The 15,880-nt window shown below is 67.0% G+C and carries 19 protein-coding genes; 11 read left to right on the forward strand and 8 right to left on the reverse strand.

Going from position 1 to position 15,880, the window contains the following annotated elements; genetic code table 11:
- Positions 1-88: 88 nt before the first annotated feature.
- Complete coding sequence (locus Ae717Ps2_RS36785) at positions 89-811, forward strand: hypothetical protein (protein ID WP_143510771.1); 723 nt, start codon at positions 89-91, stop codon at positions 809-811.
- An 841-nt stretch (positions 812-1,652) separates the two neighbouring features.
- Here the strand turns inward: Ae717Ps2_RS36785 and Ae717Ps2_RS31585 are convergent.
- The 4 genes from Ae717Ps2_RS31585 to Ae717Ps2_RS31600 are packed head-to-tail and all read right to left on the reverse strand — an operon-like array spanning position 1,653 to position 3,308.
- The gene (locus Ae717Ps2_RS31585) at positions 1,653-1,838 is read right to left on the reverse strand and encodes a hypothetical protein (RefSeq protein ID WP_075334671.1); all 186 of its coding nucleotides are present in this window, start codon (positions 1,836-1,838) and stop codon (positions 1,653-1,655) included.
- Positions 1,835-2,230 carry a hypothetical protein gene (locus Ae717Ps2_RS31590; RefSeq protein ID WP_075334672.1) on the reverse strand — a complete coding sequence of 132 codons (396 nt, stop codon included), beginning with the start codon at positions 2,228-2,230 and terminating at the stop codon, positions 1,835-1,837. Before Ae717Ps2_RS31590 ends, Ae717Ps2_RS31585 begins: the two co-directional genes overlap by 4 nt.
- Positions 2,230-2,835: a ParA family protein gene (locus Ae717Ps2_RS31595; protein WP_075334686.1), complete on the reverse strand. Its 606-nt coding sequence runs from the start codon at positions 2,833-2,835 to the stop codon at positions 2,230-2,232. Before Ae717Ps2_RS31595 ends, Ae717Ps2_RS31590 begins: the two co-directional genes overlap by 1 nt.
- Positions 2,832-3,308, reverse strand: a complete 477-nt coding sequence (locus Ae717Ps2_RS31600) for a hypothetical protein (RefSeq protein ID WP_143510773.1) — start codon at positions 3,306-3,308, stop codon at positions 2,832-2,834. Before Ae717Ps2_RS31600 ends, Ae717Ps2_RS31595 begins: the two co-directional genes overlap by 4 nt.
- Positions 3,309-3,764: 456 nt before the next feature.
- Between Ae717Ps2_RS31600 and Ae717Ps2_RS31605 the strand changes: the two genes are divergently transcribed.
- From Ae717Ps2_RS31605 to Ae717Ps2_RS36790, 7 genes are all read left to right on the forward strand, one after another.
- Positions 3,765-4,532, forward strand: coding sequence for a GntR family transcriptional regulator (locus Ae717Ps2_RS31605; protein WP_075334674.1), 768 nt, complete (start codon positions 3,765-3,767; stop codon positions 4,530-4,532).
- 174 nt (positions 4,533-4,706) lie between these two features.
- Positions 4,707-5,480: a GntR family transcriptional regulator gene (locus Ae717Ps2_RS31610; RefSeq protein ID WP_075334675.1), complete on the forward strand. Its 774-nt coding sequence runs from the start codon at positions 4,707-4,709 to the stop codon at positions 5,478-5,480.
- Between the two features lie 117 nt (positions 5,481-5,597).
- Positions 5,598-6,005 (forward strand): hypothetical protein, encoded by a 408-nt coding sequence (locus Ae717Ps2_RS31615; protein WP_075334656.1) that lies wholly within the window; start codon positions 5,598-5,600, stop codon positions 6,003-6,005.
- 112 nt (positions 6,006-6,117) lie between these two features.
- Positions 6,118-7,284, forward strand: a complete 1,167-nt coding sequence (locus Ae717Ps2_RS31620; protein WP_075334676.1) for an FtsK/SpoIIIE domain-containing protein — start codon at positions 6,118-6,120, stop codon at positions 7,282-7,284.
- A 781-nt stretch (positions 7,285-8,065) separates the two neighbouring features.
- On the forward strand, positions 8,066-9,337 hold the full coding sequence (locus Ae717Ps2_RS31625) for a protein rep (protein WP_075334677.1): 1,272 nt from the start codon (positions 8,066-8,068) through the stop codon (positions 9,335-9,337).
- A gap of 4 nt (positions 9,338-9,341) precedes the next feature.
- Positions 9,342-9,575, forward strand: a complete 234-nt coding sequence (locus Ae717Ps2_RS31630) for a hypothetical protein (RefSeq protein WP_075334670.1) — start codon at positions 9,342-9,344, stop codon at positions 9,573-9,575.
- A 419-nt stretch (positions 9,576-9,994) separates the two neighbouring features.
- Positions 9,995-10,717 (forward strand): hypothetical protein, encoded by a 723-nt coding sequence (locus Ae717Ps2_RS36790; protein WP_143510771.1) that lies wholly within the window; start codon positions 9,995-9,997, stop codon positions 10,715-10,717.
- An 841-nt stretch (positions 10,718-11,558) separates the two neighbouring features.
- Here Ae717Ps2_RS36790 and Ae717Ps2_RS31635 read toward each other — a convergent pair.
- Genes Ae717Ps2_RS31635 through Ae717Ps2_RS31650 form a run of 4 tightly spaced genes read right to left on the reverse strand, consistent with a single transcriptional unit; the run spans position 11,559 to position 13,214 of the window.
- Positions 11,559-11,744, reverse strand: a complete 186-nt coding sequence (locus Ae717Ps2_RS31635) for a hypothetical protein (protein WP_075334671.1) — start codon at positions 11,742-11,744, stop codon at positions 11,559-11,561.
- Positions 11,741-12,136, reverse strand: a complete 396-nt coding sequence (locus Ae717Ps2_RS31640) for a hypothetical protein (RefSeq protein WP_075334672.1) — start codon at positions 12,134-12,136, stop codon at positions 11,741-11,743. The genes Ae717Ps2_RS31635 and Ae717Ps2_RS31640 overlap by 4 nt, the downstream gene beginning before the upstream one ends.
- Positions 12,136-12,741 (reverse strand): ParA family protein, encoded by a 606-nt coding sequence (locus Ae717Ps2_RS31645; RefSeq protein WP_075334686.1) that lies wholly within the window; start codon positions 12,739-12,741, stop codon positions 12,136-12,138. Before Ae717Ps2_RS31645 ends, Ae717Ps2_RS31640 begins: the two co-directional genes overlap by 1 nt.
- Complete coding sequence (locus Ae717Ps2_RS31650) at positions 12,738-13,214, reverse strand: hypothetical protein (protein ID WP_143510773.1); 477 nt, start codon at positions 13,212-13,214, stop codon at positions 12,738-12,740. The genes Ae717Ps2_RS31645 and Ae717Ps2_RS31650 overlap by 4 nt, the downstream gene beginning before the upstream one ends.
- Before the next feature lie 456 nt (positions 13,215-13,670).
- Here Ae717Ps2_RS31650 and Ae717Ps2_RS31655 point away from each other — a divergent pair, with 456 nt between their 5' ends.
- From Ae717Ps2_RS31655 to Ae717Ps2_RS31665, 3 genes are all read left to right on the forward strand, one after another.
- The gene (locus tag Ae717Ps2_RS31655) at positions 13,671-14,438 is read left to right on the forward strand and encodes a GntR family transcriptional regulator (RefSeq protein ID WP_075334674.1); all 768 of its coding nucleotides are present in this window, start codon (positions 13,671-13,673) and stop codon (positions 14,436-14,438) included.
- Between the two features lie 174 nt (positions 14,439-14,612).
- Complete coding sequence (locus Ae717Ps2_RS31660; protein WP_075334675.1) at positions 14,613-15,386, forward strand: GntR family transcriptional regulator; 774 nt, start codon at positions 14,613-14,615, stop codon at positions 15,384-15,386.
- 117 nt (positions 15,387-15,503) lie between these two features.
- On the forward strand, positions 15,504-15,791 hold the full coding sequence (locus Ae717Ps2_RS31665; RefSeq protein ID WP_075334678.1) for a hypothetical protein: 288 nt from the start codon (positions 15,504-15,506) through the stop codon (positions 15,789-15,791).
- Positions 15,792-15,880 lie beyond the last annotated feature (89 nt).

Genomic DNA, 15,880 nt, shown 5'->3' on the forward strand with positions numbered 1-15,880 from the left:
TCCACGGTCAACAACCACCAGCAACAACCACCAGGACCGCCAGCCCCTATGCATCCACTGATGATCTTCAGTCGGGGGTGCGGTCTGGGTGGCCGCCGGTGGCGGCCGGGCGGTGGTCCGGGCCGTCGAGTGGTGGCTCTTGAGGGTCGGGCGAGCGAGATGTTTCACTCAGCTGGTGATGATTGGAAAATCTGGACAACGAATGGTCTTGCCCGTAGCGAAGGTGATTTTTGCTGCAGGGATGGCGATGTTTTTGTTATTGAGTGTTTCTTCTGCTGCAATGGCGCAGGATTCGGGGGAAGTGGATCGGGTTGAGGTAGGTTCGCCTGATGGGCTTGCTCATCTTGTGCTCGAGTTTGATAGGCCGTTGCCGCAGAGTGAAGCAGAGAAGATCCGTTCTCGCTTCACGAGTGTTACTTCTTTCGAGGCTCAAGATTATCAGCGAGTTGAAACCCTGGGCTGCCATAGAGGGTTTGACCGATCAGATCGGAATGGGGTTCTGTCGCTTCAGTTCACGTGTCTGCCGTCGCACGGAGTGGTTGCGTGGGGATATAGACTGTCTCCGGCGGTGAAGTCGACAGTTGTTGGACCGGTGACAGAAAGGGGTCTGCAGTGGTGGCAGAACGGCGCGAAGAGGCCGAGTAACTCTAGTCATGTAGAGTCGGCGGACTATATTTTTCACGGTTCGATGAATCCGGTGTTTGTGAACGACGTCCTTGACTATCAGGATCTCTTCACGTATCGCCACAATCTGGGCGGTGGTGGTACTGCAAAGCTAGTATTCGCTGGTTCTTTACGGTTGACGTATTGATGAATGAGGAGCAGGGGCCTTCTTTTCGGTCGTGGATTGTTTTTGACGACGAGGAAGATCAGGTCTTAGAAGTTGCGGCGGGTGTTGATGAGGCTCGGGCGCGGCGGCTAGCGGAAGGAGTTCTTCGAGACTTGGGGCTGACCGCGTTGGGCTGGGAAGTGCGTGGTGTTTTTGTGGCGTCGCCGTCTCCGGTGTCGTCGCCGCGCCCGGGCCTTGAAATGGGGACGGACCTTGCAGTTGAGATCGACTCGGGTAGGGATGTCAGCGGCGCGTTTGTTGCTGAGAGTGTCGCGGTGCACTTCACGACTTCGGTTGCTCACGAGGTGGCGTGTGTGGCGACTGCCGAGCAGATTCAAGATCGTGTTCTGGAGTTGGAGTGCGGGGTTCCTCGTCCTACTTGCCCGCGGCATCCGCATCCGTTGATGCCGCGCATGGTGGAGGGGGTTCCGTCGTGGGAGTGCCCTCGTGATCCAAGCCACTACAGCGTCCCGATGTCTGGGACGTGACTGGACTGTCGCGCTGTTGCGGAGCCGAGGCTTTCCCGCTCACTGAGGTGTTCTCAGTAGCGGGGTGGGAGGTTGTGGCGACACGCCGAGGGCGGTGAGATGAGCGGGAACGGGGCAGGACCCCGGTAGATCGGGTCGGTCCAGCACAGATCGACACCGTCACCGAGGTCCTGCATGTCTGATCCTGTCACCTACACCGCTGTCCTCCCGATCGGGGAGCACACCGTGGCCTATCTGGCGCGGCTTCTGGTCCTTCAACGCCGTCGAGGTGGCACCCGGCGGCGGGCGTTGACCCCGTTCGCGCAGGCAGTGGCGATCCTCTCGGGGGAAGCTCGTTAGACCGGGCTGATGCCGGTCTCGGCGTTGGCGTGCTGGCAGAAGACGATCACCCGGTCGCCGTCCGGCCCCCGGTAGATCGTCGCGTCGTCGGCGTCGGTCAGGTGGTGGACCGGGACGCCGTCGAGGTGTTGCACGCTGTGGGTCCAGGGCGGCGGGAACCGGTCGGTGATCAGCTCGGTCACCGGGGTCGCGCGCCGATCGTTCCGACCACCTGATCGCGCAGGCTGGCGTCATCGGCGGCGAGCAGCAGCAGCGCGGACAGCACCTCGATCTTGTCGACGTGCCGCCCGAGTCGCCGCCGCGCGATCCGGGTCACCTGTTCGAACGCGTCCACGACGTCGTCGTCGAGCATCGCCGTGTACTTCGACCCGGCCCGCTTCGCCGGGGGCACCGGACGGGGCTCCGGCGGGGTCAGTACCGGCTCGGTCACCGCCGCAGGCTCCGGCATCGTGATCTGGTCCGAGTGCTGCGGGTGTTCCACCGCACCACCGGCGCTGTCGTCGGATCGACGACGGGTCGCCCCGGCGGCTGCCGCGAGACTCCGGCGGGCCCCGGCCCGCTTCCGCTCCGCCATCACGAGGTCTCCTTGATCAGTTCGTCGAGCACCAGCTCGTAGTCGCCCAACTGCTCGGGTGCGGTCCCCCGGGCCACCGCGAACTCCACGAGGTGGCGCACCTGCGCGGTCATCGTCGGGATGTCCTCGCCCTCGGCCCACGTCCGCGCCTCGCTCCCGGACCTCCACCGGCTGTCGACGTCGACCAGCAGCAGCGACGCGGTCAGCGGGGACAGAGAGTCTGCCTCGGCCGCGAGCTCGAAGACCTGCTCGATCGCTGCCAGGTCCGCCCCGGTCGGCCGCACCGGCACGATCAGGTGCTCGGACAGCGTGAGGGCCTGCCGCAACAGGTTCGGGTTCTTCGGCCCGGCGTCGAGGATCACGTGGGTGTAGTCGTCGAGCATTGGTCGGAGCTGGCGGGCCAGGTGCCGGTCGGCTGCCTCGATGACGATGCACCGATCCGCTGGCCAATCCTTGGCGAGCTGCGACCAGGCCAACGCACCGTCTTGGTCCGGGTCGGCGTCGACGAGCAGCGTCCGCCCGGACCGGGCCAGCCCGAGCGCCAGGTGCACGGCCGTCGTCGTCTTCCCGGTGCCGCCCTTGAGGTGTCCCACGGTGAGTCTCATGACCACTCCGTCGTTGTCGTCGTATCGTCGACGTTACCGTCATGACGGTGTGACGTCTGTGCGGCACCCCGTCGCATGTCCCCGGTCGTCGTCCGCCTGGTCGCGGCCGTGAGTCGGGTCCACCGCTTCTGCATCGCCTGCCGGCCGCCGAGCTGCCCGTCGACCGCCTCGGCGACCTGCTCCCAGGTCATACCTTCTGCCCCCCATTTCAGGGTGCGCAGCAAATCCCGCTCGTATCTATCGGCAGCACTACGCAGCGATTCACACATAGCGAAAAGAGCGGCAGGCTCACCCTCGCTGAAATCGTATTCTTCGTCATCTTTGATGCGAATATAAAATGCATCAAGATATTCGGATGCGACTTTCGCGATAGTGTCGCTGTGCTCGATCTCGCCTCGTGGAAAAACCTCTCGCAGCCGGTCAATCGCCTTCCCCGTGTCCATATGTAAATTATACGACGACAGCGCCGTCACGTCATGTCAACCTAACAACGACATTGCCGTCGAACCGTCTTGCCGTCTTGACGGCCAACCGTTGATGTCGTTGATACGACGACACACCCGTCTAGCCTGTCGCCAGACAGGTGGTGTCCTCGGAGGTTGGGTCTGCGGTCACGTCGGCGCGCTTGCGCCTGCACGGCCGTCGTGGGGCCCGCAACATCTCGGCTCGACCGGCGGTCGAGCTGCCCAGGCTTGCGGGTCCTGCGGCGGCCGTGCTGCCCTCCGGGGCCGACGTGAGCGCAGGGCCAGCCGGAGCCGCCCCAGCCACCCCGCCCACCTGCTCGGCCGCAGGCTCCTCGGGACTGCGGGAGCTGAGGCGCACCACGCAGTGGCCGCCGGAGGCATGGGGTTAGGGCCCCGCCTACTAGGGAATATCCCGTTTAGCGGTATGCTTGTGTACATAAGCAGACAAGTTAGGAGGTGGCATCGATGGTGCTGAACCCGAAGGCGTCCACGCCGCTCTACCAGCAGGTGGCCGATATCCTGCGGGGCCGGATCACCGAGGGCACCTATGGACCAGGCAGCAAGCTCCCCAGCGAGTCCGAGCTGATCGAGGAGCTTGCCTCGGCTACTCGTCCGACCATCCGCCGGGGTCTGGCGATCCTGGTGCAGGAGGGCCTGACCGAGTCCCGCCAGGGCAAGGGCGTGTTCGTTCGCGAGGTGCCGCCGGTCATCGCCGTCCGGAACAGCCGGTTCTCGCGGGAGGCTCGTGCTCAGGGCAAGGGCGCTCTTGCCGCTGAGGCCGAGGCTCTGGGCCTGGAGTGGCGCTCCGAGGAACTGTCCCCGGTCGAGACGGTGACGGTCTCTTCTGAGGTCGCGAAGGTCATCGGCGAGGACGAGGCGGTCGTCAAGCGCCGGCGGATGTGGGTTGGTGGTGTCCCGACCCAGCTCGCGGACTCCTACATCCCGGCCAGCGTCGACCGGCAGATCGGCTACTCCGCCGGTCAGACGGCTCCCGGCGGCATCTACGGCCTATTGGAGGCCAACGGCCACGAGATCGTCCGCTACCGCGAGCGGCTGCGGGCGCGCCTCGCGACGCAAGAGGAGGCGATCGCGCTGGACCTCCCACTAGGAGCTCCAGTCGTGGTCCTGGCCCACCACGCCATCGACCAGGACGGCAAGGTCGTCGAGTACTTCGACTCGGTCGCGGCGGCTGACCGGCACATCTACGACTACGAGTTCGACGCCCCGGCGTAGGTCGTTCTCGCAGGTCAGGGGCGGGGTCCAATAGCGGACCCCGCCCTTCCAGCGGACCGCGGGAGCGGAGGTGCACCGCGCGCTGGTCGTCGGGAGGCTGCTGTTGCGTTGGTACCTAGGTATCATGTAGCCATAGGCACCCTGTAGTAGAGAGAAGTGGAAGGAACACTCGAAATGGCAGTCCACAAGTTGGCCCGGGCCGAGGCCCCTTATATGCAGATCGCCCGGTCGATTTCGGAGAGAATCGCCAGGGGTGAACTGTCTCCGGGTGACAGGCTCCCGACCGGAGTTCAGATTCAGGAGGATTGGGGAGTTAGCCGGGCAACGGCTAACAAGGTTGCGGCGCAACTCCGAAACACCGGCCTGGCCTACACTGAGCCCGGTATTGGTCTGATCGTCGCCTCCGGGTCCTCGACCACCGGTGTCACCCCGGATGCGATGTGGCGCCGGATGCTCAGCGGTGGCCCCATCTACCTGCCTAACGAGCGCAGCGAACGCACCGTCGGAACGGCGCCGGGGAGCGATGCACCAGAGATCGTTCTCGCCTGCCTTGACGCCACGGTCGCGTCCCAGCTTGTCTACCGGCGGCGCGTGATCTACCGGGACGATCAGCCGTACACCGTCGCGACCTCATGGTTCCTGCCCGCCCTCCTTGACCAGCAGGTCGACGTCACCGCCCGGCTGCTCGACGACGACTCGATCCCGGAGGGGTCGCCGGCCTACATCGCCGAGAGGCTGGGCCGGGATCTCACGGGGCACCACCACGTTGTGGGGATCGTCCGCGCGACCGCTCCGGAAGCCGAGTCCCTGCGGGTGGGTGAGGGTGAGCCGCTCCTGCGGATCGTCGACACGATCCAGGTCGAAGGCGGCTGGCCGATCGAGGTGGGCACCTACTGCTACCCGGAGGCGCCGGTGATCGTTACCAGCGAGAGCAGCACGAACCTCTGAGCTTCTGACCTGCGGTTCTCCGTCCTGGACTCCGGTGTTGCGTAGGTGCCTAGGCACCTGTTACCTTGACCTGCATAGGCACCTAAGTACCGGGGCCGCAGACACCAGGAGACGACGATGCGCAGCTACCCGATCGATACCGACCGCGTGACCCTGATCAGCACCGGCACCGTGATTCCGGTGGCGAAGTGGGTGGAGCTGTCCGACGGCTCGCGGCGCCCCGACCCGCAGGGTCGCCAGGAGGTCGACGAGCACGGTCGTGGCTTGTGGCGGGTCGAGGCGATCACCCCGGCCGACCAGGCCGACGAGCGGGACAAGACGGCCGTGGTCGAGATCCTGGTCGCTTCCCACGACCAGCCTGCGGTCGGTGGTTTCGGGCAGCCGCTGCACTTCGAGGGGCTGGTGATGACCCCGGGCTACGTGCAGCGCAAGACCGGGCAGCTCACCCCGCCGCGCTGGTCCGCGGACGGGATCCGCGGTCAGGCCGCTCCGCGCCCGGGCAAGGCGCAGGGCGACGCGGCCTGATCCGCCCGGCCAAGTAGAGAAAGAGACGTCGACCCCGCATTCCCGACCATTTCGGAATGCGGGGCCGCATTCGTGCTGCGCCAAAAAACAATCGCTAGAAATGGGGAGAGAAATGGGATTCTGGACCGCGCGGCAGGAGCGGGCTCTCGACGAGCGAGAGGTCGACGCCCTGTGGTGGGCCTGGCGGCAGGCCTGTGAGGGCGCCGGGCTGTGCACCCGGGTCGACACCGTCACCGGCCCCACCGTGACCGTGCCCCGCCTCGTCGACGTCGTGCTCGGGCCGCCGGTCGTGCTGACGGTGCAGCTGCTCCCGGGTCAGCTGCTCGGCGACCTGCGCCGGGTCGCGCTGCGCATCGCCCCGCACCTGGGCGCCGTCGCCCTGCGGGTCACCGCCCTCGGGCAGATCCACGCCCGCATCGAGCTGCTCGGCGCCGACCCGCTCGACGGCACCGTGGGTCTGCCCCTGCCCGCCGCCCCGGGCCGGGTCCTGCTCGGCCGCGACGAGACCGCCCGGGATCTCGTGCAGTCCTGGGCCGACGACGTCGCCCACACCATCGTTCAAGGCGTCACCCGCTCCGGGAAGTCGGTCTTCACCTACGGGCTGCTGTCCCAGCTCGCCGCCGACCCGCTGGTCACCCTCTGCGGCAGCGACCCCACCGGGCTGCTCTGGCGCCCGTTCGCCGGGATCCGGCACGCCGCGTGGCAGGTCTCCGGCGTCGACGACCTGGCCGCCCACGAAGCGCTCCTGCTGGCCCTGGTCGAGGACATGGACGCCCGGATCTCCTCGATGCCTGCCGACCGTGACACCGTCGAGATCACCCCGGCCCAGCCGCTGCGGGTCGTCGTCCTCGAGGAGCTGGCCGCGCTCTACCGGGTCGCCGACGCCGCGTCGACGACCAAGGACCCGATCGGCAAGCGCATCCGCGCCCTGATCGGGCGTCTGCTCGCCGAGGGAGCGAAGGCCGGTTACCGGCTGGTGCTGATCGTGCAGCGCGCCGAGGCCGCGATCGTCGGGGCGTTCGAGCGCGCCATGTGCTCGCTGCGGATCTCCTTCCGCACCGACAACCGGGCGTCGGTCGAGCTGCTGCACCCCGGCGCTCCGGCCGAGCTGGCCGACCAGCACACCGTCGCCTGCCCCGGCGTCGCCCTGCTGTCGGCCCCCGGCGAGGAGCTGACCCGCTTCCGGGCCCCCTACCTGGGCGGATACCCCGAGTACGTCGCCGCGGTCAGGGCGGCATGCCCGCCGGACCAGAGCGGCCCCGTCGCGATCGCGGCCTGAGCTCGTGCAGATCGACCCGACCGCTCCCGGCGTGTCGCCCCTGATCGGGGCCCGCCGGGGGCCACTGTCGGACCCCAGGAAAGCCGAGAGCCCCAGGCGCGCGAACGCCCAGGGCTCTGCACCAGCGGCGGACCGAGTCGATGTCCCTGCAAAGGAGAGGTCTTCCGCTGTGGCTGATCGCCACGGTACGGGCACCGGAGACGGTGCACCACGCCGACACACACACGACGCCCGATCGGCCGTCTCCGGCGCGCTCAGAGGTGCCCGTGGCGATGCCCTGGCCCCTGCTGCAGCCGGAGCCGGGCCGCGCGGCGCCGGAGGCGCAAGCGCGGGCCCGGCGGCCGAGCGCAGCGAGGCCCTTGTGCAGATCGACCCGACCGCTCCCGGCGTGTCGCCCCTGATCGGGGCCCGCCGGGGGCCACTGTCGGACCCCAGGAAAGCCGAGAGCCCCAGGCGCGCGAACGCCCAGGGCTCTGCACCAGCGGCGGACCGAGTCGATGTCCCTGCAAAGGAGAGGTCTTCCGCTGTGGCTGATCGCCACGGTACGGGCACCGGAGACGGTGCACCACGCCGACACACACACGACGCCCGATCGGCCGTCTCCGGCGCGCTCAGAGGTGCCCGTGGCGATGCCCTGGCCCCTGCTGCAGCCGGAGCCGGGCCGCGCGGCGCCGGAGGCGCAAGCGCGGGCCCGGCGGCCGAGCGCAGCGAGGCCCTTGGCACTTTCACGAACAACTCTTCCGCTGCAGGTCAGGACGGCCACGACCAGGTCCGGCGTGAGGTGCAGAGCTGGCTCACCCTCCGTGAGACCCTGCCCAAGCTCGACCGCACGGACCCGATCGCGGTGCAGGACCGGCGCAGTGATCGCCGGGCTGAGCGGTGGGCGATCCGCAAGGGGTTGCGGCAGGTCGCGCAGGGCCGGACCGCGAGCTGCGGGCTCCCCGGCGGCCGCCCGGACGGCTCGGTCGTCTTGCGGGTCACCGACGCCACCGGTACCCCGGCCCAGGGCTCGACCGGCGCCACCGGCCGGGTCGCCGGGTTCTCCGGGCTCTGGTCCTGCGGCTCGGTCTGGATGTGCCCCGAGTGCTCGGTCAAGATCGCGGCCAAGCGCTCGGAGGAGGTCGGGAAGGTCCTGGGCCACCACGTCGGCACCGGCGGGGTCCCGCTGCTGGTCACCCTCACGATGCGCCACCACCGCGAGCACTCCCTGGCCGAGTGCTTGGCCGCGCTGACCAAGGGGTGGGGAGCGGTCACCGGGGGCCGCGCCGCCCAGCGCGACTACGCCGCTGGCCTGCGGGGATGGGTCCGCGCTTTGGAGGTCACCCGCTCGATGGACAACGGCTGGCACGTCCACGTGCACGCCCTGATCGTCGTTGAGCAGACCATGTCCGACGACGCCGTCGACGCCATGACCGGGAGCTGGTTCGCCCGTTGGTCGGCCGGTCTGGTGCGGGCCGGGATGCCCGCCCCGACCCTGGAGCACGGTCTCGACGTCCAGCGCGTCGACCTCGGATCCGCCGGCCTTTCCGAGACTTCCGGAGCCTGGGCCCGCTACCTCTGCAAGGGCCTGGCCTCCGAGGCCGTGATGGGCTCGACCAAGGCCGCGCGCGGCACCTCCCGCTCGATCTACGAGCTGATGCACGACGCCACCGTGGGCCGCCGGATGGAGAACCCCGACACCGGCCAGGTCGTGCAGCTCGCCGACCTGCACGCCCGCCACCTGCTCCGCGAGTACGAGGAGCTGATCCGCGGACGCCGTCAGCTCACCTGGTCCCAGCGTGACCACGACCTGCGCTGCGACGTCGTCGACCTTGACGAGGAGCAGACCGACGAGGAGATCGTCGCCGTTGAGTTGGAGGGCGAGAACGTTGCGGTCCTGCCCTCGCACTCGTGGAAGATCGTCGAGTCCCGCGCGGCCGAGCTGCTCGACGTCACTGAGCGCCACGGCGTCGACGCCGCCCGAGCTTGGCTCGACGACCTCGGCGTCGAGTGGTGGCTACCGACCCGCCTCACCGACGCCCGGCGGCCGGGTGTCCTACCCGGAGAGGATTGACCTGATGGACCAGGACGTCGCCCGCGAGCGAATCGACGAGCTAGTGCAACGGATGAGCCCGTTGTCCGACGGCCGCCGCCGGATCAGGTTCACGAAGAAGGGCCGGAGTGCTGACCCCACGGCAGCCCTGCACGCCCTCGCCGTCGACGACTACGAGGTCGCGATCATGCGCAACGCCGAGACCGGACGCACCTGGTTCGAGGCCCGGTTCGTCTGGCCGCACCGGCCCTCTGCCTGACCGCTACCACCGCCACCGCTCCTCGCACCTATGCATTGGAAATGATCTTGAGGGCGACGGGCCGCACCGAACGCATGTCGTCGATACGACGACTAGCGGCCAGCAGGGTCAAGGAGACGTTCTCGCCCCCGGACATGAACATGTCCTTGATGCCCGCTAGGGCCTCCGTCGACGGGCCCCGGCCTACGCCGGGACGTGACGTTCTGTGACCGACTCGCGCGCCACGCTGACCAGGCAATCAATGATGCATAGGTCTTGTGAGACTTGATCTTGAGCCCCAGCGCTCTCAGCCACGCCAGCGCAGCAGCGCGAGCACGGCGTTGTTGACCGATCCACGGTCAACAACCACCAGCAACAACCACCAGGACCGCCAGCCCCTATGCATCCACTGATGATCTTCAGTCGGGGGTGCGGTCTGGGTGGCCGCCGGTGGCGGCCGGGCGGTGGTCCGGGCCGTCGAGTGGTGGCTCTTGAGGGTCGGGCGAGCGAGATGTTTCACTCAGCTGGTGATGATTGGAAAATCTGGACAACGAATGGTCTTGCCCGTAGCGAAGGTGATTTTTGCTGCAGGGATGGCGATGTTTTTGTTATTGAGTGTTTCTTCTGCTGCAATGGCGCAGGATTCGGGGGAAGTGGATCGGGTTGAGGTAGGTTCGCCTGATGGGCTTGCTCATCTTGTGCTCGAGTTTGATAGGCCGTTGCCGCAGAGTGAAGCAGAGAAGATCCGTTCTCGCTTCACGAGTGTTACTTCTTTCGAGGCTCAAGATTATCAGCGAGTTGAAACCCTGGGCTGCCATAGAGGGTTTGACCGATCAGATCGGAATGGGGTTCTGTCGCTTCAGTTCACGTGTCTGCCGTCGCACGGAGTGGTTGCGTGGGGATATAGACTGTCTCCGGCGGTGAAGTCGACAGTTGTTGGACCGGTGACAGAAAGGGGTCTGCAGTGGTGGCAGAACGGCGCGAAGAGGCCGAGTAACTCTAGTCATGTAGAGTCGGCGGACTATATTTTTCACGGTTCGATGAATCCGGTGTTTGTGAACGACGTCCTTGACTATCAGGATCTCTTCACGTATCGCCACAATCTGGGCGGTGGTGGTACTGCAAAGCTAGTATTCGCTGGTTCTTTACGGTTGACGTATTGATGAATGAGGAGCAGGGGCCTTCTTTTCGGTCGTGGATTGTTTTTGACGACGAGGAAGATCAGGTCTTAGAAGTTGCGGCGGGTGTTGATGAGGCTCGGGCGCGGCGGCTAGCGGAAGGAGTTCTTCGAGACTTGGGGCTGACCGCGTTGGGCTGGGAAGTGCGTGGTGTTTTTGTGGCGTCGCCGTCTCCGGTGTCGTCGCCGCGCCCGGGCCTTGAAATGGGGACGGACCTTGCAGTTGAGATCGACTCGGGTAGGGATGTCAGCGGCGCGTTTGTTGCTGAGAGTGTCGCGGTGCACTTCACGACTTCGGTTGCTCACGAGGTGGCGTGTGTGGCGACTGCCGAGCAGATTCAAGATCGTGTTCTGGAGTTGGAGTGCGGGGTTCCTCGTCCTACTTGCCCGCGGCATCCGCATCCGTTGATGCCGCGCATGGTGGAGGGGGTTCCGTCGTGGGAGTGCCCTCGTGATCCAAGCCACTACAGCGTCCCGATGTCTGGGACGTGACTGGACTGTCGCGCTGTTGCGGAGCCGAGGCTTTCCCGCTCACTGAGGTGTTCTCAGTAGCGGGGTGGGAGGTTGTGGCGACACGCCGAGGGCGGTGAGATGAGCGGGAACGGGGCAGGACCCCGGTAGATCGGGTCGGTCCAGCACAGATCGACACCGTCACCGAGGTCCTGCATGTCTGATCCTGTCACCTACACCGCTGTCCTCCCGATCGGGGAGCACACCGTGGCCTATCTGGCGCGGCTTCTGGTCCTTCAACGCCGTCGAGGTGGCACCCGGCGGCGGGCGTTGACCCCGTTCGCGCAGGCAGTGGCGATCCTCTCGGGGGAAGCTCGTTAGACCGGGCTGATGCCGGTCTCGGCGTTGGCGTGCTGGCAGAAGACGATCACCCGGTCGCCGTCCGGCCCCCGGTAGATCGTCGCGTCGTCGGCGTCGGTCAGGTGGTGGACCGGGACGCCGTCGAGGTGTTGCACGCTGTGGGTCCAGGGCGGCGGGAACCGGTCGGTGATCAGCTCGGTCACCGGGGTCGCGCGCCGATCGTTCCGACCACCTGATCGCGCAGGCTGGCGTCATCGGCGGCGAGCAGCAGCAGCGCGGACAGCACCTCGATCTTGTCGACGTGCCGCCCGAGTCGCCGCCGCGCGATCCGGGTCACCTGTTCGAACGCGTCCACGACGTCGTCGTCGAGCATCGCCGTGTACTTCGACCCGGCCCGCTTCGCCGGGGGCACCGGACGGGGCTCCGGCGGGGTCAGTACCGGCTCGGTCACCGCCGCAGGCTCCGGCATCGTGATCTGGTCCGAGTGCTGCGGGTGTTCCACCGCACCACCGGCGCTGTCGTCGGATCGACGACGGGTCGCCCCGGCGGCTGCCGCGAGACTCCGGCGGGCCCCGGCCCGCTTCCGCTCCGCCATCACGAGGTCTCCTTGATCAGTTCGTCGAGCACCAGCTCGTAGTCGCCCAACTGCTCGGGTGCGGTCCCCCGGGCCACCGCGAACTCCACGAGGTGGCGCACCTGCGCGGTCATCGTCGGGATGTCCTCGCCCTCGGCCCACGTCCGCGCCTCGCTCCCGGACCTCCACCGGCTGTCGACGTCGACCAGCAGCAGCGACGCGGTCAGCGGGGACAGAGAGTCTGCCTCGGCCGCGAGCTCGAAGACCTGCTCGATCGCTGCCAGGTCCGCCCCGGTCGGCCGCACCGGCACGATCAGGTGCTCGGACAGCGTGAGGGCCTGCCGCAACAGGTTCGGGTTCTTCGGCCCGGCGTCGAGGATCACGTGGGTGTAGTCGTCGAGCATTGGTCGGAGCTGGCGGGCCAGGTGCCGGTCGGCTGCCTCGATGACGATGCACCGATCCGCTGGCCAATCCTTGGCGAGCTGCGACCAGGCCAACGCACCGTCTTGGTCCGGGTCGGCGTCGACGAGCAGCGTCCGCCCGGACCGGGCCAGCCCGAGCGCCAGGTGCACGGCCGTCGTCGTCTTCCCGGTGCCGCCCTTGAGGTGTCCCACGGTGAGTCTCATGACCACTCCGTCGTTGTCGTCGTATCGTCGACGTTACCGTCATGACGGTGTGACGTCTGTGCGGCACCCCGTCGCATGTCCCCGGTCGTCGTCCGCCTGGTCGCGGCCGTGAGTCGGGTCCACCGCTTCTGCATCGCCTGCCGGCCGCCGAGCTGCCCGTCGACCGCCTCGGCGACCTGCTCCCAGGTCATACCTTCTGCCCCCCATTTCAGGGTGCGCAGCAAATCCCGCTCGTATCTATCGGCAGCACTACGCAGCGATTCACACATAGCGAAAAGAGCGGCAGGCTCACCCTCGCTGAAATCGTATTCTTCGTCATCTTTGATGCGAATATAAAATGCATCAAGATATTCGGATGCGACTTTCGCGATAGTGTCGCTGTGCTCGATCTCGCCTCGTGGAAAAACCTCTCGCAGCCGGTCAATCGCCTTCCCCGTGTCCATATGTAAATTATACGACGACAGCGCCGTCACGTCATGTCAACCTAACAACGACATTGCCGTCGAACCGTCTTGCCGTCTTGACGGCCAACCGTTGATGTCGTTGATACGACGACACACCCGTCTAGCCTGTCGCCAGACAGGTGGTGTCCTCGGAGGTTGGGTCTGCGGTCACGTCGGCGCGCTTGCGCCTGCACGGCCGTCGTGGGGCCCGCAACATCTCGGCTCGACCGGCGGTCGAGCTGCCCAGGCTTGCGGGTCCTGCGGCGGCCGTGCTGCCCTCCGGGGCCGACGTGAGCGCAGGGCCAGCCGGAGCCGCCCCAGCCACCCCGCCCACCTGCTCGGCCGCAGGCTCCTCGGGACTGCGGGAGCTGAGGCGCACCACGCAGTGGCCGCCGGAGGCATGGGGTTAGGGCCCCGCCTACTAGGGAATATCCCGTTTAGCGGTATGCTTGTGTACATAAGCAGACAAGTTAGGAGGTGGCATCGATGGTGCTGAACCCGAAGGCGTCCACGCCGCTCTACCAGCAGGTGGCCGATATCCTGCGGGGCCGGATCACCGAGGGCACCTATGGACCAGGCAGCAAGCTCCCCAGCGAGTCCGAGCTGATCGAGGAGCTTGCCTCGGCTACTCGTCCGACCATCCGCCGGGGTCTGGCGATCCTGGTGCAGGAGGGCCTGACCGAGTCCCGCCAGGGCAAGGGCGTGTTCGTTCGCGAGGTGCCGCCGGTCATCGCCGTCCGGAACAGCCGGTTCTCGCGGGAGGCTCGTGCTCAGGGCAAGGGCGCTCTTGCCGCTGAGGCCGAGGCTCTGGGCCTGGAGTGGCGCTCCGAGGAACTGTCCCCGGTCGAGACGGTGACGGTCTCTTCTGAGGTCGCGAAGGTCATCGGCGAGGACGAGGCGGTCGTCAAGCGCCGGCGGATGTGGGTTGGTGGTGTCCCGACCCAGCTCGCGGACTCCTACATCCCGGCCAGCGTCGACCGGCAGATCGGCTACTCCGCCGGTCAGACGGCTCCCGGCGGCATCTACGGCCTATTGGAGGCCAACGGCCACGAGATCGTCCGCTACCGCGAGCGGCTGCGGGCGCGCCTCGCGACGCAAGAGGAGGCGATCGCGCTGGACCTCCCACTAGGAGCTCCAGTCGTGGTCCTGGCCCACCACGCCATCGACCAGGACGGCAAGGTCGTCGAGTACTTCGACTCGGTCGCGGCGGCTGACCGGCACATCTACGACTACGAGTTCGACGCCCCGGCGTAGGTCGTTCTCGCAGGTCAGGGGCGGGGTCCAATAGCGGACCCCGCCCTTCCAGCGGACCGCGGGAGCGGAGGTGCACCGCGCGCTGGTCGTCGGGAGGCTGCTGTTGCGTTGGTACCTAGGTATCATGTAGCCATAGGCACCCTGTAGTAGAGAGAAGTGGAAGGAACACTCGAAATGGCAGTCCACAAGTTGGCCCGGGCCGAGGCCCCTTATATGCAGATCGCCCGGTCGATTTCGGAGAGAATCGCCAGGGGTGAACTGTCTCCGGGTGACAGGCTCCCGACCGGAGTTCAGATTCAGGAGGATTGGGGAGTTAGCCGGGCAACGGCTAACAAGGTTGCGGCGCAACTCCGAAACACCGGCCTGGCCTACACTGAGCCCGGTATTGGTCTGATCGTCGCCTCCGGGTCCTCGACCACCGGTGTCACCCCGGATGCGATGTGGCGCCGGATGCTCAGCGGTGGCCCCATCTACCTGCCTAACGAGCGCAGCGAACGCACCGTCGGAACGGCGCCGGGGAGCGATGCACCAGAGATCGTTCTCGCCTGCCTTGACGCCACGGTCGCGTCCCAGCTTGTCTACCGGCGGCGCGTGATCTACCGGGACGATCAGCCGTACACCGTCGCGACCTCATGGTTCCTGCCCGCCCTCCTTGACCAGCAGGTCGACGTCACCGCCCGGCTGCTCGACGACGACTCGATCCCGGAGGGGTCGCCGGCCTACATCGCCGAGAGGCTGGGCCGGGATCTCACGGGGCACCACCACGTTGTGGGGATCGTCCGCGCGACCGCTCCGGAAGCCGAGTCCCTGCGGGTGGGTGAGGGTGAGCCGCTCCTGCGGATCGTCGACACGATCCAGGTCGAAGGCGGCTGGCCGATCGAGGTGGGCACCTACTGCTACCCGGAGGCGCCGGTGATCGTTACCAGCGAGAGCAGCACGAACCTCTGAGCTTCTGACCTGCGGTTCTCCGTCCTGGACTCCGGTGTTGCGTAGGTGCCTAGGCACCTGTTACCTTGACCTGCATAGGCACCTAAGTACCGGGGCCGCAGACACCAGGAGACGACGATGCGCAGCTACCCGATCGATACCGACCGCGTGACCCTGATCAGCACCGGCACCGTGATTCCGGTGGCGAAGTGGGTGGAGCTGTCCGACGGCTCGCGGCGCCCCGACCCGCAGGGTCGCCAGGAGGTCGACGAGCACGGTCGTGGCTTGTGGCGGGTCGAGGCGATCACCCCGGCCGACCAGGCCGACGAGCGGGACAAGACGGCCGTGGTCGAGATCCTGGTCGCTTCCCACGACCAGCCTGCGGTCGGTGGTTCGGGCAGCCGCTGCACTTCGAGGGGCTGGTGATGACCCCGGGCTACGTGCAGCGCAAGACCGGGCAGCTCACCCCGCCGCGCTGGTCCGCGGACGGGATCCGCGGTCAGGCCGCTCCGCGC

Origin of the sequence: Pseudonocardia sp. Ae717_Ps2 (assembly GCF_001932475.1) — a bacterium.
Lineage (GTDB): Bacteria > Actinomycetota > Actinomycetes > Mycobacteriales > Pseudonocardiaceae > Pseudonocardia.